The sequence below is a fragment of the Nesterenkonia lacusekhoensis genome, from assembly GCF_017876395.1.
Taxonomy (GTDB): domain Bacteria; phylum Actinomycetota; class Actinomycetes; order Actinomycetales; family Micrococcaceae; genus Nesterenkonia; species Nesterenkonia lacusekhoensis.
On record NZ_JAGINX010000001.1, the window covers coordinates 146651 to 164462 of the forward strand.

13 protein-coding genes are annotated in these 17812 nt (G+C 68.8%); 7 read left to right on the top strand and 6 right to left on the bottom strand.

Annotated elements, in window-relative coordinates:
- The first annotated feature begins 5 nt into the window (after nucleotides 1-5).
- Nucleotides 6-2372 carry a molybdopterin oxidoreductase family protein gene (locus JOF45_RS00720; RefSeq protein ID WP_342591352.1) on the top strand — a complete coding sequence of 789 codons (2367 nt, stop codon included), beginning with the start codon at nucleotides 6-8 and terminating at the stop codon, nucleotides 2370-2372.
- On the top strand, nucleotides 2369-4069 hold the full coding sequence (locus JOF45_RS13560; protein ID WP_210047336.1) for an FAD-dependent oxidoreductase: 1701 nt from the start codon (nucleotides 2369-2371) through the stop codon (nucleotides 4067-4069). The genes JOF45_RS00720 and JOF45_RS13560 overlap by 4 nt, the downstream gene beginning before the upstream one ends.
- Nucleotides 4070-4151: 82 nt before the next feature.
- Here the strand turns inward: JOF45_RS13560 and glpK are convergent, their stop codons facing one another.
- From glpK to nirD, 5 genes are all read right to left on the bottom strand, one after another.
- Nucleotides 4152-5696, bottom strand: coding sequence for a glycerol kinase GlpK (gene glpK / locus JOF45_RS00730; protein WP_210047337.1), 1545 nt, complete (start codon nucleotides 5694-5696; stop codon nucleotides 4152-4154).
- A gap of 13 nt (nucleotides 5697-5709) precedes the next feature.
- Entirely contained in the window at nucleotides 5710-6441 is a 732-nt protein-coding gene (locus JOF45_RS00735) for an MIP/aquaporin family protein (protein WP_210047338.1), read from the bottom strand.
- A gap of 3 nt (nucleotides 6442-6444) precedes the next feature.
- Nucleotides 6445-7659: a formaldehyde dehydrogenase, glutathione-independent gene (gene fdhA, locus JOF45_RS00740; protein WP_210047339.1), complete on the bottom strand. Its 1215-nt coding sequence runs from the start codon at nucleotides 7657-7659 to the stop codon at nucleotides 6445-6447.
- Between the two features lie 305 nt (nucleotides 7660-7964).
- Nucleotides 7965-8717 (bottom strand): sirohydrochlorin chelatase, encoded by a 753-nt coding sequence (locus tag JOF45_RS00745; protein ID WP_210047340.1) that lies wholly within the window; start codon nucleotides 8715-8717, stop codon nucleotides 7965-7967.
- Nucleotides 8717-9064, bottom strand: a complete 348-nt coding sequence (gene nirD / locus JOF45_RS13180) for a nitrite reductase small subunit NirD (protein WP_342591353.1) — start codon at nucleotides 9062-9064, stop codon at nucleotides 8717-8719. The genes JOF45_RS00745 and nirD overlap by 1 nt, the downstream gene beginning before the upstream one ends.
- Before the next feature lie 160 nt (nucleotides 9065-9224).
- Between nirD and nirB the strand changes: the two genes are divergently transcribed.
- Genes nirB through JOF45_RS00765 form a run of 3 tightly spaced genes read left to right on the top strand, consistent with a single transcriptional unit; the run spans nucleotide 9225 to nucleotide 14046 of the window.
- Nucleotides 9225-12011, top strand: a complete 2787-nt coding sequence (gene nirB, locus JOF45_RS00755) for a nitrite reductase large subunit NirB (RefSeq protein WP_210047342.1) — start codon at nucleotides 9225-9227, stop codon at nucleotides 12009-12011.
- Nucleotides 12008-12874, top strand: coding sequence for a uroporphyrinogen-III C-methyltransferase (gene cobA / locus JOF45_RS00760; RefSeq protein WP_210047343.1), 867 nt, complete (start codon nucleotides 12008-12010; stop codon nucleotides 12872-12874). Before nirB ends, cobA begins: the two co-directional genes overlap by 4 nt.
- Entirely contained in the window at nucleotides 12871-14046 is a 1176-nt protein-coding gene (locus JOF45_RS00765) for a uroporphyrinogen-III synthase (protein ID WP_210047344.1), read from the top strand. Before cobA ends, JOF45_RS00765 begins: the two co-directional genes overlap by 4 nt.
- Before the next feature lie 9 nt (nucleotides 14047-14055).
- Here the strand turns inward: JOF45_RS00765 and JOF45_RS00770 are convergent, their stop codons facing one another.
- Nucleotides 14056-15021 (bottom strand): sugar-binding transcriptional regulator, encoded by a 966-nt coding sequence (locus JOF45_RS00770; RefSeq protein WP_210047345.1) that lies wholly within the window; start codon nucleotides 15019-15021, stop codon nucleotides 14056-14058.
- A 127-nt stretch (nucleotides 15022-15148) separates the two neighbouring features.
- Between JOF45_RS00770 and JOF45_RS00775 the strand changes: the two genes are divergently transcribed.
- Together JOF45_RS00775 and JOF45_RS00780 are read left to right on the top strand one after the other, a co-directional pair.
- Nucleotides 15149-16936: a glycerol-3-phosphate dehydrogenase/oxidase gene (locus JOF45_RS00775; RefSeq protein ID WP_245324097.1), complete on the top strand. Its 1788-nt coding sequence runs from the start codon at nucleotides 15149-15151 to the stop codon at nucleotides 16934-16936.
- Nucleotides 16937-17037: 101 nt separating this feature from the next.
- On the top strand, nucleotides 17038-17766 hold the full coding sequence (locus tag JOF45_RS00780) for an MIP/aquaporin family protein (protein WP_210047347.1): 729 nt from the start codon (nucleotides 17038-17040) through the stop codon (nucleotides 17764-17766).
- The last annotated feature ends 46 nt before the right edge of the window (nucleotides 17767-17812 follow it).

Genomic DNA, 17812 nt, shown 5'->3' on the forward strand with positions numbered 1-17812 from the left:
GATCCGTGGGCACGACGCCGACCGCTGAGCACACAGCCCAGCAGCAGAGCAGCAGGACCGTCACCACCCACTGCCCCTACTGTGCGCTGCAGTGCGCGATGAATCTGACGGTACGGCAGCGCCCCGGGGAGGCTGCGGCCTTCGAGGTCGAGGGCGCCTCCTTCCCCACCAACCGTGGACGGCTGTGCCGCAAGGGCAACACCGCCGCCGAGCTGCTGGTCAACCGTGGGGATCGCATCACCGCCCCGCTGATCCGCAGCCGCGACGCCGCCGGCCGGCGCACCGGTGCACTGCAGGAGACCACGTGGTCCCATGCGCTGGACCATATCGTCGACCAGGTCCGCCAGATCCAAGAGCAGCGCGGCGCCGACGCTGTCGGCGTCTTCGGCTCCGGCGGGCTGACCAATGAGAAGACCTATGCCATCGGCAAATTCGCCCGTGCGGCGCTGGGCACCTCCCAGATCGACTACAACGGCCGGTTCTGCATGTCCTCGGCTTCGAAGGCCTCCACGCAGGTCTTCGGACTGGACCGAGGGATGCCCTTCCCGCTGACCGACCTGGACGAGGCCTGCACCATCCTGCTGTTGGGCTCCAATGTGGCCGATACGATGCCGCCCTTCGTCCAGCACCTCGAAGGTGCCCGAGAGAAGGGCGGGCTGATCGTGGTGGATCCGCGGCGGTCGAACACTGCTGAGCTGACGGCCGACGGCGCCGGACTGCACGTGGCCCCAGCCCCCGGTGGGGACCTGGTGCTGCTGTTGGCCCTGGCTCAGGTGGTGTTCGAGGAAGGGTTCGCGGACCAGACCTATCTCGCCGAACGGGTGAGCGGCGTGGCCGAGTTCCGCCGCTCGGTCTCCCACTGGTGGCCCGAGCGGGCCCAGGCCGCCACCGGCGTCGGGGCGGACCAGATCCGCAGCGTGGCTCGGAGGCTGGGGCACGCGGCCCACGCCGCACGGCACGGTGGGGATCCGGTCTACATTCTGACCGGACGCGGCGTGGAGCAGCACCGTGACGGCACCGACACGGCCCGAGCGGCGATCAGCCTGGCCCTGCTGCTGGGGCTGCCGGGAGTCGGCTCCGGAGGAGGGCGCCCGCGCGGCGGCTACGGCACGCTCACCGGTCAGGGAAACGGCCAGGGCGGCCGAGAGATGGGGCAGAAATCGGACCAGCTGCCGGGCATGCGCAGAATCGATGACCCGCAGGATCGGGCGCATATCGCTCAGGTCTGGGGCGTGGAGGAGTCTTCGATCCCCGGCCCGGGCACACCGGCGACCGAGCTGCTCCACACGATGGGCACCGTGGATGGACAGGGCGCTCCCAAGGGCGTGAGCGCCCTGTTCGTCCACGGCTCGAACGTCGCGATCTCCGCTCCCGATGCCGACCGTGTCCTGGAGAACCTGCGCGCTCTGGACCTGCTGGTGGTCGCCGACTTCTTCCTCTCTGAGACTGCGGAGGAGGCCGACGTCGTCCTGCCGGTGCTGCAGTGGGCGGAGGAGGACGGGACCATGACCAACCTGGAGGGCAGGGTGCTCCGGCGTCGGAAGGTCGTGGAGCCGCCGTCAGGGCCCGCCCGGGATGAGGCCGAGGCTGAGGGTGACGGCGAGGAGACCGGGCCGCGCTCAGAGCTGTGGATCTGGTCAGAGCTGGCCCGCCGCCTGGGCAGCCCTGCGCAGTTCCCGGCGGATCCCCGCGAAGTCTTCGAGGAGATCCGCGAAGCCACCCGAGGGGCGACCGCGGACTATTCGGGCTTGGACTGGGGGCTCATCGACGCCGGCCACGCCCCGTACTGGCCCGTTCCCTCCTCCACGCTCTCCGGCGAGGCGTCGATGACCGGTGAGCCGGTGGTGGGCACCTCGCGGATGTTTCAGGAGCGCTTCGCCCATGCCGACGGGAAGGCCCGGCTGGGCGCGATCCGTCCGCGCCGGCAGGTCGCCCCTCAGGCCGGGGAGCTGACCTTCACCACCGGCCGGGTCATGGAGCACTACCAGTCGGGGACCCAGACCCGACGGGTTCGGGCCCTGCGGCAGGCCCACCCCGAGGCGGTGCTGACCATGCATCCGGCGGTTGCGGCCCAACATGGGCTCGAAGAGGGCGGCCGCGCTGTCGTGGAGAGCGCCCAGGGTTCGATGGTCGGCGTCGTGGAGCTCGACGACGGCATCCGGACGGACACGATCTTCGCGCCGTTCCACTTCCCGGGCAGCGGTGCGGCGAACCGGCTCACCCGTGGGCTGACCGACCCGCACAGCGCGATGCCCGAGTTCAAGAACACCCCGGCTGTGATCCGTCCGGCGCGCGAGGGCGAGGCCGCGGCTGCACCAGCTGCTGTCGCTCCGAGGGCGCATCGGGCGCAGAAGGAAGGAGCGCAGGAGTGAGTCAGAGTGTGAGCCTCCGAGAGGGCCAGGCCGCGCAGGCCCACGGCGGGACCCCGCACGTGGTGATCATCGGCTTCGGCCCGGTGGCCTCCCGGCTGGCAGAGGAGCTGCTGCCGGAGGTCCGTTCTGGGGCGCTGCGGTTGACGATCATCGGCCGGGAGGATCGGGCGGCCTACCAGCGCATCCGCATCGGGGACGTCTCGGTGGGAAGGGTCGAACCCGAAGACCTGGTCATGAACGACATCGCTTCCCTGCAGGCCAAAGGCGCCGAGATCCTGCTCGGAGTGGAGGTCACCGCCCTCGACGCTGCGGCCCATACCCTCGTGCTGACCGATCGTGTGCTGAGCTACACCAAGCTGGTGCTGGCCACCGGGGCTGAACCGATCCTGCCGCGGATGTCGGTGGAGCTGCGCCGCGGTGGACGCATCGACTCGGAGCTGCGGCCCACGGGATACCCAGAGGGTGTCATCGCGCTGCGAGACATGGAGGACGCACTGCGCATCCGCCGCGCGCTGGAGAGGCGGGAGCCCGTTGTGGTGCTCGGCGGCGGCGTCCTGGGCGTGGAGGCCGCGCTCGCCGTCGCGGAGGTGGGTCTGCCGGTGACCTTGCTGCACCGCGGCAACGTGCCCATGGGGCGCCAGATCGACGCCGAGGCCGGGATGCTGCTGCGCCGTGAGCTCATGCGGGCCGGAGTGGATGTGCGCTCGGCCTGTGACGTGACGACGGTGATCTCTGAGGACGGAGAGCTCACGGCGGTGCGCACGTCGCTGGGGGAGAAGCTGCCGGCGTCGCTGCTGGTGACCTGCACCGGGGTCAGGCCTCGCGACGAGCTGGCCTCGGCGGCAGGGCTTCCGGTGAAGTGGGGGATCGTCACCGGAGGCGACGCCCGCAGCACCGGAACCAGGGAAGGCCACGCGGATGTATTCGCCGTCGGGGACTGCGCGGCGGTGGACGGGCGAGACCCCTCCGGGCTGATCGCACCGGGCTGGCTGCAGGCTGAGGCGGCGGCCGCCTCACTGCGCCAGGACCTGGGGCTGGTGCCGCCGCCGGAGCGGGACGCCTCCGGAGCACTGGTGGAGTTCGGCACCGGCACCGGCACCGCCGTCGACGCCGCCGCCTCAGCCGACGCCTGCGGCGGAGCCGCAGAGTCGGCTGAGTCGGCGGAGGCGCAGTCCTGCGGCCTGGACGTGGTGCTGATGAAGTCGAAGACGCTCAACGTCGCCTGCGCCGGCGACACCTCTCAGGACCCGTGGAGCATCGACCCCTGGGACTCAACCGCCCCGACGGTCTCCACCTGGTCGGATCCCAAGCACGGGCAGTATCTGCGGATCGTGACTGAACCGGCCAGCTCCGGGGACGCCTCGGCGGGGGAGCGGCTGGTGGGTTTCGTCTCCGTGGGGATGCCGCGATCGGCCGCCGAACTGGCCATGCACGCCTCCCGGGGGACCCTCCCCGCGGCGGACAGGACAGCGCTGCTGGCGGCCGAACACGCCACTCAAGAGGCTGAGCTGGGGCCGGAGGATGTGCTGTGCCGCTGCGCCGGGACGACCGCCGGCATGGTGCAGGAGGCCGCCGAGACCTGCTGCCGGACGGTGGAGCAGGTCAGCGCGGAGACCCGTGCTGGAACCGGCTGCGGCACCTGTCACAAGAGCATCGAGAAGATCCTCGCCACCACAGGAGTCACCGCCGCCAGTTGATTGGGCGAAGAGTTGCCGTCTCAGCACGAAAAACCCGCTCAGACGACAAACCATCGCCCAAACAACCAGAGAGAGCCTCCGCTCAGCTCTCGTCGACCCAGTCGAAGGACTTCTCCACGGCTTTGGACCACTGATGCAGCAGCCGCCGGCGTTCGGCATCATCGATCTGAGGAGTCCACCGGACGTCCTCAGCCCAGTTGGCTGCGACCTCCTCAGTGGACTCCCAGTACCCCACAGCCAGCCCGGCGGCATAGGCCGCGCCCAGAGCAGTGGTCTCGATGATCTTCGGCCGGACCACCTCGACGCCGAGCACATCCGCTTGGAACTGCATCAGCGTCTCGTTGACCACCATGCCGCCGTCGACCTTGAGCTCGGTGAGCTCATCAGAGGCGTCTGACGTCATGGCGTGGACCACCTCGGCGGACTGATACGCCACCGACTCCAGCGCCGCCCGACAGAGGTGGTTCTGGTTCACATACCGGGTCAGGCCCACGATCACGCCACGAGCATCAGGACGCCAATACGGGGCGAAGAGGCCGGAGAAGGCCGGGACGATGTAGGCACCACCGTTGTCCTCGACCTTCTTGGCCTTGGTCTCAGATTCGGCGGCATCACGGATCAGCCCCAGATTGTCGCGCAGCCACTGGATCAGCGACCCTGTCACCGCGATGGAGCCCTCCAGCGCGTAGATCGGCTTCTGGCCGGAGAGCTGATAGGCGACTGTGGTCAGCAGCCCGTTCTCTGAGCGGACGATGTCCTCGCCGGTGTTCATCAGCATGAAGTTGCCCGTGCCGTAGGTGTTCTTGCCCTGGCCGGGCTCGAAGCAGGCCTGCCCGAACGTGGCCGCATGCTGGTCTCCCAACATGCCGGCGATGGGCGTGTCGATCAGCAGGGACTCCCGACTGCCGTAGCCATAGATCTCCGAGGAGGTCCGGATCTCGGGGAGCATGCTCGTCGGCACCCCGATCTCTGCGCAGATCTCTTCGTTCCAGTCCAGGGTGTCGATGTTCATCAGCAGTGTGCGGGAGGCGTTGGTGACATCGGTGACGTGGACGCCGCCGTCGGTCCCTCCGGTCAGGTTCCATACCACCCAGGTGTCCATGGTCCCGAAGAGCAGGTCCCCGTTCTCCGCACGCTCCCGGGCGCCCTCGACGTTGTCGAGGATCCACCGGATCTTCGGGCCGGCGAAGTAGGTGGCCAGCGGCAGCCCAGTGCGGTCCTTGAACCGCTCGGCACCGGCGTCGCCGGCGAGCTCATCACAGATCGCCTGGGTACGCGTGTCCTGCCAGACGACAGCGTTGTAGACGGGCACGCCGGTATGGCGATCCCAGACCACTGTGGTCTCACGCTGGTTGGTGATGCCCACCCCGACCAGGGAATGCCTGTTCACCGAGGCGTCGGAGAGCGCCAGGCTGATCATGTCGCGGGTGTTGCGCCAGATCTCCATCGCGTCATGCTCCACCCACCCGGCCTGCGGGAAGATCTGCTCGTGCTCCCGCTGGGCAGAGCCCACGGGCGTGCCGGAGTGGTCGAAGATCACCGCGCGGGTCGAGGTGGTCCCCTGGTCGATGGCCATCACGTACTGCTTCTCAGTGGGACGTTTGGTGTCCGGGGTGGGGTGTGTCATCAGGCTCCTCAGGTCAGCTCACAAGTGGGAAGGTCAGAGTGGTCAGGCCGGCCAGCGCGCCGCCGGCCAGCGGCCCCACGATCGGTACCCAGGAGTAGGACCAGTCGCCCTCTCCCTTGTTCCGGATGGGCAGCAGGGCGTGGGCCAGCCGGGGGCCGAGGTCGCGGGCCGGGTTGATCGCGTAACCGGTGGGTCCGCCCAGGCTGGCGCCGATGCCGACCACCAGCATGGCCACGGCCAGCGGACCCAGCTCGGCCGGGGTCTCACCGAGCATGAGCACCACCAGCACCAGCACGTAGGTGCCGATGATCTCGGTGACGGTGTTCCAGCCGTAGCTGCGGCGCTCCGGGCCGGTGGAGAAGGTGCCGAGGATCGCGGCGGGCTCCTCAGCCTCGTCGTAGTGCTTCTTATAGGCGACCCAGGCCAGCACCGCGCCGAGGAAGGCACCGATCATCTGGGCTGCGACATAGGTGAGCGTATTGGGCAGATTCACCGCGATGCCCGGTGCATACTCCTCGGTGCCGGAGGCCAGCAGCCCCATGGTGACTGCGGGGTTGATGTGGGCCCCGGAGCCCCAGGCGACATACACGCCGGCGAAGACGCCCAGGCCCCAGCCGAAGTTGATCAGCAGCCAGCCGCCCCCGTGTCCCTTGGTCCCGGGAAGCAGGGCGTTGGCCACCACTCCGACGCCGAGCAGCACCAGGGTGGCGGTGCCCATGATCTCGAAAAGCAGAATCGTCTCCACAGCTCAGGCCTCCACCATCCCGTGCGGGTCGATCACGAACTTCTGCGCCACCCCGCTGTCGAACTGCTGATAGCCCTGCGGGGCCTCGTCCAGACTGATCGTCGTCGCGCTGACTGCCTTCGCGATCTGTGCCTTGTCGTGCAGGATCAGGTTCATCAGCTTGCGGTTGTACTGCTTCACCGGGCACTGACCGGTCATGAAGCGGTGCGACTTCGCCCATCCCAGGCCCAGCCGTACCCCGAGGGTCCCTTCCTTCGCGGCGTCGTCCACCGCTCCCGGGTCCCCGGTCACATACAGCCCCGGGATCCCGATGCCGGCTCCGGCACGGGCCACGCCCATGCAGTCGTTGAGCACGGTGGCGGGAGCCTCACCGGCGTCGGCCCCGTGCCCGCGGGCCTCGAAGCCGACGGCGTCGACTGCGGCGTCCACCTCGGGTTCGCCGATGACCTCGGCGATCTTCTCCTCCAGCGTCCCGTCGGTGGTCAGATCGATGCCCACACAGCCGAAGCTCTCTGCCTGGCGGAGTCTGTCGGCGTTCATATCGCCGACCATCACCACCGAAGCCCCGAGCAGCTGGGCCGAGTGTGCGGCCGCCAGGCCCACCGGCCCGGCGCCGGCCACATAGACCGTGGAACCGGTGGTCACCCCGGCCGTGTAGGCCCCGTGGTAACCGGTGGGGAAGATGTCCGAGAGCATCGTCAGGTCCAGGATCTTCTCCAGGGCCTGGTCGCGGTCCGGGAACTTCAGCAGGTTGAAGTCGGCGTAGGGGACCATTACGTACTCGGCCTGTCCGCCGATCCAGCCGCCCATGTCCACGTAGCCGTAGGCCGCACCGGCGCGGGCCGGGTTCACGTTCAGGCAGATGCCGGTCTTGCCCTCTTCGCACATCCGGCAGCGGCCGCAGGCGATGTTGAAGGGCACCGAGCAGATGTCGCCCTCGCGGACGAACAGCACATCCTCACCGGTCTCGACGACTTCGCCGGTGATCTCGTGGCCCAGCGTCTGGCCCACCGGTGCCGTGGTGCGGCCGCGGACCATGTGTTGGTCGGAGCCGCAGATGTTGGTGGTGGTCACCTTCAGGATGGCGGCATGGGGAGCCTTCTGTGTGATCCCGAAGTGGTCGGCCACCTCCCGAGGGACTTCCAGACGGGGATAGTCGATGCTCTCGACCTCCACCTCACCGGGGCTCTTATAGACGACGACGCGATTGCTGCTCATGTCTGACTCCTTGGTCGGTGGTGAATGTCAGGTGGTAGGTGACCTGTCTCACATTCACTTGCTGACCTTACAGGAGCGGCGGTGTTGGGGGAAGGTTGGCGTTGAGGGCGTACCGGGTGTTCGGAGGAAGGCGTTCCGCCCTTAGCTCGCGAAGCGCGCCACGCTGCCGCGTGTCGCGAAACCCTTCGCTCACACAAGGGATCCTGGAACGACTTCCCCCGCACACTCTGGTGGTTCTCCTGGCGCCGCTCCATGAGTGTCTGGAGCAGATGTTCGTCTTCCGCCGGGCGTCTTCCACCGAAAGCTCAGGAGGCGAGGCCGTAGCGGTCCAGGACGATGCGGGGCAGCTCGTCGGGGACCTGGGGTGTGTCCTCGTGGAGGTGGAGGAGGGGTTGGGTGATGACGGCGGCTCCGGCCTTCGAGGCCCGTGCCTCCAGCAGGTCCTGGAAGTAGCCGGGGGCCAGCAGGTAGCTCACCACGGCGACTCGGCCGGAGGGGTTCTCCTCGACGGCGGCGCGCACAGCCTCGGGGACGGAGGGCTCGGCGAAGGACAGATAGGCGTCCTGGACGCGGGCGCCCAGACGTCCGCTGAGCAGCCGGGCGGTCTCACCGACGTCGCGCACGGCGGAGGCGTCGGAGGACCCGGCCGCCGCGAGGATGACGGTGTCTCGGCCGAGATCCGCCCCGGCCTCATCCAAGCGACGCTGCAGAACGGCTGCCAAGCGCTCATCTGGGCCCAGCGCACCGGCGATGACGGCGGGCCGGCCGGCCGCATCCACCGCCTCCTTCATATCCACATTCACGTGGAACCCCGCCGACAGCAGCAGGGGGACCAGCACGGCCGACTCACCCTCGGCCAGTGAGTCCAGGGTGGTGGCGACATCCGGCTGCTGGACATCCACATGCCCCAGCACCACAGTGCCCACCGGGTGCCCCTCGGCCTCCTCGGAGACGGCCAGGTGCCGCACCTGATCGGCGAGCGCCCGGACCACCGCCTGGCCGGCGGGGGAGGAGGTGCCGTGGGAGATGGCGGCCAGCGCGGGCGGCGTCGGGGGCATCAGGCCTTCACCTCGAGGTGACCGTCCTGCACGCGGACTTCGAAGGTGCCCAGCGCCGGACCGTCCTCAGAGAGGCACTCGCCGGTCTGCAGGCTGTAGACCTGTTTATGGATCGGGGAGGCCAGCGTGGGGGTTCCGCCCTTGGACCCGACGATCCCGCGTGCCATGACGTTGGCCTGGGCCACCGGGTCCCAATGGTCGACGGCGAAGATCCGTTCATCGGGCAGCCGGACCAGAGCGATCTGGGTGCCGTCGAGCAGTGCGGCCTCGCCCCACATCGGTTCCAGCTCCTCGACCGGGCAGATGCGGTGCCAGAGTGCAGTCTCAGTCGCGTGTTCTGTGCTCACGGTCCCCACTCTAGGACAGGGCCGTTTCAGCCGCCCGGCAGGGGTGTGAAGCCGACATGAAACACCTCTCAGGCAGGCCGCGGAGACGGCTGAGGACCATGTCACACTCGCTTTACAGGTGGGATACGCCGGGGAAACGGCGTCTTCGTAGCGTGAGGTCATGTCTCCTATCCAGACCTGTGATGCCACTGCCCCTGCAGGGGTCCGCCATATCGCCGTCGTCGGCGGAGGACCCGCTGCGCACCGGCTGGTCGAGGCGCTGATCTCGCGCGAACCGGCGGAGACCCGCATCAGCCTCTTCACCGAAGAGGCCCTGCCTCCCTACGACCGAGTGGGCCTGTCCCGGCGCTTCGAGGACCCGGAGGACGATCTGCTGCTGGGCGACTCCGCCCTCTGGGAGAACCCACAGGTCAGACTGCACACCGGCACCGTGGTGACCGCTCTGGATCCCGCGGCGAAGACCATCACGACGACGCCGGCCGCGGGCTCCGACGGCCTCGGTGAGTCCGAGGTGGTCGGCTTCGACGAGGTCGTGCTCGCCACCGGCTCCACCGCCCCGGCACCGCCCATCCGCGGCAGTGAGGAGATCGCGGTCTACCGCACCCTCGAGGACGTGGACTGGCTGACTCGGCGTGTGGAGCAGCTGCGCGAAGAGCTCGGCCGGACCCCGCACTGTGCGGTCATCGGCGGAGGCCTGCTCGGCCTGGAGGCCGCCGGCGGTCTCAAGGGCCGCGGCGCCACAGTGACCATCGTCCATTCCCGGGACTACCTGATGAACGCCCAGCTGGACGAGGGCGGCGGCCGCACGCTGAACCGGCTGTTGGCCAAGGAGGGCTATGACCTCCACATGGGTGAGCGGCCGGCTGCGCTGACCATCAACGGCGCCGGCTCCTTCCGCTTCACCCTGAACTTCGCGGAGACCTCCGATGTCTCGGCGGACCTGGTGGTCGCCGCCGTCGGGATCACCGCCCGTGATGAGCTGGGCCGCGATGCCGGCCTGGAGACCAATCCGCGCGGCGGCATCGTCATCGACCAGACCTGTGCGACCTCCGCGCCCCATGTCTGGGCCATCGGCGAGGTGGCCAACTATGAGGGCCTCTGCATGGGCCTGGTGGCGCCGGCCAACGCGATGGCCGAGGTTGTGGCCGACCGACTCCTCGGCGGTGAGGCCAGCTTCGACGGCTTCGACACGGCCGCGAAGCTGAAGCTGGCCGGGATGGACGTGGCCAGCTTCGGCGACACCTTCGCAGAGACTGAGGGAGCTCTGGAGGTGGTCTACGCCGACTCCGTCGCAGGGGTCTACCAGAAGCTCGTGGTCACCGATGACGCCTCCACACTGCTGGGCGGCGTCTTCGTCGGAGATGCGACTCCATACTCCTCGCTGCGCCCGCTGTTGGGGCGTGAGCTGCCCGCTGAGCCCGGAGCCTTCCTCTCAGCCTCCGGAGGAGACGTGGACATGGACCTGCCCGACGACGCCGAGGTCTGCTCCTGCAAAGCCGTCTGCGCAGGGCACATCCGTCAGGCCGTCGCCGGGGAGACCACCGGTGAACCGGTCACCGAGATGGGGGCCCTGAAGAGCTGCACGGCTGTGGGCACCCAGTGCGGCTCCTGCGTCCCGCTGGCCAAGAAGACCATGGAGAAGGCGATGCTCGCTCAGGGGATGGAGGTCTCCACGGCGATGTGTGAGCACTTCGGCTATGCCCGCGCCGAGCTCTTCGAAGTGGTCCGGGCGACCCAGCTGACCTCCTTCACCGAGATCGTGGACCGGTTCGGCTCGCCTGCGGACTCCAGCATCAACTTCGGCTGTGACATCTGTAAGCCGGCTGTGGCCTCCATGCTGGCCGCCCTGCACGACGGCTACATCCTGGAGGGCGGCCGTGGCGGTCTCCAGGACACCAATGACCGTGCGCTGGCCAATATGCAGCGCAACGGCACCTACTCCGTGATGCCGCGCATACCCGCCGGAGAGATCACCCCGGACAAGCTGGCCGTCATCGCGGAGGTCGCCAAGGAGTTCGGGCTCTACACCAAGATCTCCGCAGCCCAGCGCATCGATCTGTTCGGTGCTCGGCTGGAGCAGCTGCCCAAGATCTGGATGCGTTTGGTGGACGCCGGGTTCGAATCCGGACAGGCCTACGGCAAGGCTCTGCGCAACGTGAAATCTTGCGTGGGCACCACCTGGTGCCGCTACGGTCTGCAGGATTCGGTGGCGATGGGCGTCCGCCTGGAGAACAGATACAAGGGCCTGCGCTCGCCGCATAAGATGAAGTTCGGTGTCTCCGGCTGCGCCCGCGAATGCGCTGAGGCCCGCGGCAAGGACGCCGGCATCATCGCCACCCCGGAGGGATGGAACCTCTATGTCGGCGGCAACGGCGGTGCGACCCCGGTCCACGCCCAGCTGTTGGCCAAGGACCTCGATGATCAGACGCTCATCCGGTACATGGACCGCTACATCATGTACTACGTCCGCACGGCTGACCGGATGCAGCGCACAGCCCGGTGGATCGAGGAGCTGCCCGGGGGCATCGACCATGTCTACGACGTGGTCGTCAGGGACTCCTTGGGCATCGCCGAAGATCTCGAGGTGGCGATGGCTGAGCATGTGGAACGCTATGAGGACGAGTGGGCGGCCACGCTGAAGGATCCGGAGAAGCTGCGCCGCTTCCGTTCCTTCATCAATGCACCGGAGGCCCCGGACACCGATCTGAAGTATGTTCTCGAGCGAGATCAGTTCCGTCCTGCCTTCGAAGAGGAGAAGCAGGCCGCGGCCGCCGGGGAAGGGCCGGTGCTGCTCGGCCCGGTCATCCCGGTCCGCTCGGATGCGGTGACTGCCTCCCCTCTGGATGGCACAGTCCGCTCGCCGGATGCTGACGGCGAGCCCATGATCGAGGAGGACCTCGAGCTGGTGGGAGCCCCTGCCTCGGGACGGAAGGTCGGTGCCTCATGAGCTGGGACCACCAGAACAGCGAGGGCCAGGACCGGAGCCCGACGCCGGCTGCCCAGCACCCAGCCGCCGGTCGGGTCACTCTCGTGGGAGGAGGACCGGGTGCTGCGGATCTGATGACCGTCCGCGCCCGAGACGCTCTGGCCGCCGCCGACGTCGTGCTCTACGACCGGCTGGCCCCCACCGACGATCTGCGGACCTGGGCCCCGCAGGCCCAGCTGTTCGATGTGGGCAAGCGCCCCGGGCATCACCGGGTCACCCAGGAGAACATCCACTCGATGATGCTCGACGCCGCGCGCCGCGGCCATCATGTGGTCCGGCTCAAAGGTGGGGACCCCTATGTCTTCGGCCGCGGCTGCGAGGAGGTGGCGGCCTGCCGCGAGGCCGGGATACCGGTCACCACAGTGCCGGGCCTGACCTCTGCAGTGGCCGTGCCTGCCGCCGCCGGCATCCCGGTGACAGCCCGCGGCATCAATCGGGCCTTCACCGTCATCTCAGGACATGACCCGCTCACCGAGCAGGAGCTGGCCGGGCTGACCAGCCTGGGCGGTACAGTGGTGGTCCTGATGGGCATCGGAACGTTGGGTCATACTGTGGAGGGACTGCGCCGCCACGGCCTGGGCGAGGACACTCCGGTCGGAGTGGTGGAGCATGGCCTGACCTCACAGCAGCGGGTCTGCCTGGCGCCGCTGGACGGAATCCTGGCAGCTGTGGCCGCCCAGCGCATCGGATCGCCGGCCGTGCTGGTGATCGGCGAGGTGGTCCGACTGGCCGCCGACGGGCCCGGCAGGGGAGAGGCCGGCACCGCGGAGGAGGCGGCCGGCGTCGTGCGTGCCGCCGCGCTGCAGGCGGGGGCTCTGGCATGACGGCTGCTGGGCAGTCCACCTCCGCCGTCGCCCCCAGTGCCTCCACTCCGGACCTCGGGGCTGTGCCCGCCCTGCCGCAGACGCTGGCCGGATTCAGGATCGGAGTGACCTCGGACCGGCGCAGTGAGGAGCTCATCTCCGCCTTCGAGCGCCGCGGAGCCGAGGTGATGCATGCTCCCGCGCTGCGGATCGCCCCGCTGACCGAGTCGATCACCCTGCAGCGGGACACCGACGAGGTCATCGCGGCCCAGCCGGACTTCGCGATCATCACCACCGCCTACGGGATGCGCCGCTGGGCGGAGGCCGCCGAGACCTATGGGGTCTGGACAGAGCTCTATGAGGTCCTGGAGAAGGCGGCCATCCTGGTGCGCGGCCCCAAAGCCAGAGGTGCGGTGCGCGCCTGCGGGCTCGACGACGACGGCGCCGCCGAGGACGAACGCACCGACACCGTCCTGGACATGCTCCTGGAACGTGACCTCAGCGGAAAGACTGTCGCGTTCCAGCTGCATGGGCTGCTGAACCACGAGCAGATCCGCCGACTGGAGGACGCCGGGGCGCGGGTGCTCACCGTCATGCCCTACACCTGGGCCAAGCCGGTCGAGGACAATGAGCTGCTGCGCATGATCGACGCCGTCATCGAGCGCCAGCTGGACATCGTCACCTTCACCGCCGCCCCGGCCGTGGACGCGTTCCTGGGAGTCGCCCAGCAGTACGGGCGGCGCGACGAGCTGCTCGAGGCGCTGAAGACCGACGTCATCTCCGCCGCAGTGGGAGGGGTCGCCGCCGGTCCGCTGATCGAGGCCGGCATCGAGCCGGTGATCCCCGAACGGTGGCGCTTGGGCGCGATGATCAAGAAGGTCTGCGACCACCTGGAGCGTCACCACACCATCCGTCTGGACACCCAGCATGGGCCGGCCGAGCTGCGCGGTGCCGAGCTTCGCCTGTGCGAGGTCAGCGCGGAGCCGGTCCGGCTGGCCCCCGGGCCGCTGGCGCTGCTGCGCGCGCTGATGGAGGCCGAAGGTGCGGTGCTCTCCCGGGAGGATCTGCTGGAGCAGGTCCGCTGCTGCGACTCAGGACATGCTCTGGAGATGTGGGTCTCCCGCCTGCGCAGAGCGCTGCCGGTGGACCTGGTCCAGACGGTCGTCAAGCGCGGCTATCGCATCAGAGTCTGAGGCGGCGGCTCAGTCGCCGTGGGCCAGCAGGTTCGCTGAGGCCTGGTCGAGCACCAGGTCGGTGACCAGCCCGGCGGCGAGCACTCCGCGCAGGGCCGCGACCTTATGCGGGCCGTTGACCACGCAGACCCGGCGCGGGATGCGGATGAGTTCGTCCGGTCGCATCCCGGAGCATCGGCTGTTCAGCTCGATGGTGCGCCAGGAGCCGTCGCCGCGAAGGAAGACGGTGCAGACATCGCCCACCACCTGCTCCTCCGCGAGCTGGTTGAGGTCATCACGGCTGAGATAGCCGTCGGCATAGACCTGGGAGGGCCGGCCGTCGGCGAATGCGCCCACTCCGAACACCGCCAGAGAGGTGCGACGCTGCAGGTTGAGCACGCGGGAGGTGGAGCGCTCGCGCCAGAGCAGCTGCTTGGTCTGCTCGTAGTCGAAGATGGCCGGGGCGGCGAAGAGGTGCGGGCGTCCTCCATAGGCCTCAGCGAAGCGTTCCACCACCCCCATGCCCAGACCGGTCCCGGTCGCGTCGGCGGCCACCGGCTGCGAGTTCACCGAGCCGTTGAGCTGGACCACCTGGACTCCCGGGACGCTGCGTTCGGGCAGCCGTTCGGCCACGGCGGTCATCGTGGCGCCCCAGGCCGCCCCGATGACGGTGTCTGGTTCCACCAGCGCGTCGATCACCCCGGCGCCGAGCCGGGCGACGGCGTCCTGGGGCGGGGTCCTGCGCTCACCGGTATGAGCCACATGGGCGGTGACCCCGTACTGCTCAGCGATGCGGTGCTCGAGCGCACTGGGGCGGTCGGTGGGCGGATGCAGGCTGATCCGCACGATCCCCTGCTCCCGGGCGTCGGTCAGCAGGCGGGAGACGGTGGAGCGGGAGATCTCCAGCTCGTGAGCGATGTGCTGCATCGTGCGGTTCTCGCTGTAGTACATCTGTGCAGCGATGTACTCGAGCTTCTCCCGATAGGAACCTCTCATAGTGGCCAGTCTGCCGCACGATTGCACACATGTGCACTCCCTTTGAGAAAAAGACCGCGCTGATATGTCATGGGGATCACACAGCCACACTCTCGAATGTCAGGACGGCGCCATGCACCCTTTGCCGATGAATTCCACCACCCGTCAGCAGGCCCTCGACGCCATGGCTGGGACGACGCCGGAGAACCCTCTGGACGTCCTGGTGGTCGGAGGAGGCGTGGTCGGTGCGGCCGCCGCGTTCGATGCTTCCACCCGTGGACTGCAGGTGGGTCTGGTCGAGGCCCGAGACCTGGCCCAGGGGACGTCCTCGCGCTCCTCCAAGCTGGTCCACGGAGGCCTGCGGTACCTGCAGATGCTGGACTTCAAGCTGGTGGCCGAGGCGCTGCGCGAGCGCAATCTGCTGATGACCCGCACGGCCCCGCACCTGGTCAAGGGTCTGCCCTTCGTCTTCCCCTTCGAGCATCGGCTCGCCGACCGGGCGTTCATCGGCTCCGGGGTCACGCTCTATGACGGCCTCTCCACGGCCGCCTCGGCCCTGGGCAACGGGCTGAAGTCGGTCTTCAGCGGCGCCGGCCGCGCCCCGCTGCACCGCCATATGAGCCGCAAGGGTCTGCAGAAGCGGTTCGCCGGACTCGACCATGACAAGTTCATCGGCGCCCTCGAGTACTTCGACGCGCAGGTCGACGACGCACGTCTGGTGATGACGCTGGCCCGCTCGGCCGCGAGCCTGGGCGCCCATGTGGCAGTCCGTACGGAGGTCACCGAATATCTCAGGAGCGATCGCGACGGCGAGGAGATCGTCGGTGTGGTGGTCCGGGATCGGGAGACCGGTGCGGAGCACAGGGTCTACGCCCGCGAGACCATCATGGCCGCCGGCGTCTGGACCGGGGATCAGGAGAAGCTGGCCCACGCGGAGGCGCAGGACGGCACCGGCCCGGCCCTGAAGGTGCTGGCCTCCAAGGGCATCCACATCACCGTTCCCAAGGACCGCATCCCGGCCCAGGGTCATGTCGGGGTGATCACCCAGACGGACAAGTCCGTGCTGTTCATCATCCCGATGGGGGAGTACTGGTCGGTGGGAACCACCGACACGGCCTGGCACGAGGCGGTCGATGTGCCGGCTCCGAACGCGTCGGACATCGACTATGTGCTCGAGCACGCCAACGCGGTGCTGGAGACTGACCTGACCCACGACGACGTCATCGGCACCTGGGCCGGGCTGCGGCCGCTGCTGCAGCCGGTCGATGCCGATGAGGCCAGCAGCTCGAAGGTCTCCCGGGAGCACACGGTGATGCGGATGGCTCCGGGCCTCTCCGCAGTGGCCGGCGGCAAGCTCACCACCTACCGCTCGATGGCTCAGGATGCGGTGGACTTCGCCATCGCTGAGCGCCACCGGGACCGTTCCTCGCTCACCGAGCACCTGCCCCTGCTGGGCGCTCAGGGCTATGGCGAGTGGGCCGAACGCGCCGATGACATCGCCGCGGGCTACAACCTCGCTCCGAAGACGGTTCAGCGTCTGCTGGGCCGCTACGGAAGTCTGCTGAGCGAGGTGCTGGAGCTGATCGATCAGCGGCCCGAGCTCGGCGAACCGGTTCCCGGCGCAGCCGGCTACCTGGGGGCGGAATACGTCTATGCCGCCCGCTGCGAAGGCGCGGTCCACCTGGAGGATCTGCTGGAGCGCCGCACCCGCCTGTTCCATGAGGTCCGGGACCGGGGCCTGGAGGCATCGGAGCATGTGGCCGCCCTGGTCGCTGCAGAGATCGGCTGGGACGAGGCGCAGACCGAGTATGAGCTGCGCGCCTACGCCAGCTATGTCGAGGCCCACCGGGCGGCCGAGCGCGCCGCCACGGATGCCGAGGCGGCTGAGCTGATGCGGGCCGTGCTGCCTGCCCAGCAGGTCCTCGAGACCTCCTGACCCCCTCGGGGACAAGGAACCTCCGCGCGGGCAGCCGCTCCGCGGGGCATACGGCACTGCACTCTGCTCACACCTGAGCATCATGACGAAGGAGTCATCTGGTGGAGACCATCTTCCTGTTCGAGATCATGGGAACGGCCACGCTGGTGCTGCTGGGCACCGGCGTCGTCGCCAACGCCCTGCTGCCCGGAGCGAAGGGAAACGGCGGCGGGCCGCTGATGATCCACTGGGGATGGGGTCTGGCAGTCTTCGCAGGTGTCTATGTCGGATGGGCTTCCGGAGCACATCTGAACCCCGCGGTGACTGTAGGACTCTTCGTCTCCGGGGAGAACGAGTTCGCCCCGGGCATCGCCGCCGATGTGCCGGCCATGCTCGCCTATTTCACCGCTCAGCTGATCGGGGCGTTCCTCGGCGCGCTGGTCGCCTGGCTGGTCTATAAGAAGCAGTACGACGGCGCCGAGGACGCCGCGGTCATCAGATCCACCTTCTGCACCGACCCCGCTGAGCGCAGCTACGGCTGGAACTGGGTCACCGAGACCGTCGCGACCTATATCTTCGTACTGGTGGTGCTGCTCTTCGGCGCGACGCCGACGGAGCTGGGTCCGTTGGAGGTGGGCCTGCTGGTGGTCGCCATCGGCGCGTGCCTGGGCGGCCCCACGGGGTACGCCATCAACCCGGTCAGGGACCTCGGCCCCCGCCTCGCCCACGCCCTGCTGCCCATCCGCCACAAGGGCGGAAGCGACTGGGCCTACGCCTGGGTCCCCATCGTGGGCCCGGTGACCGGCGGGCTGGCCGCGGGGCTGACCGCACCTGTCATGCTGGCCGGCTGACCCCCGGCCACACCCTCGGCTCTCACCAGCGGACACGCCCCGGCAA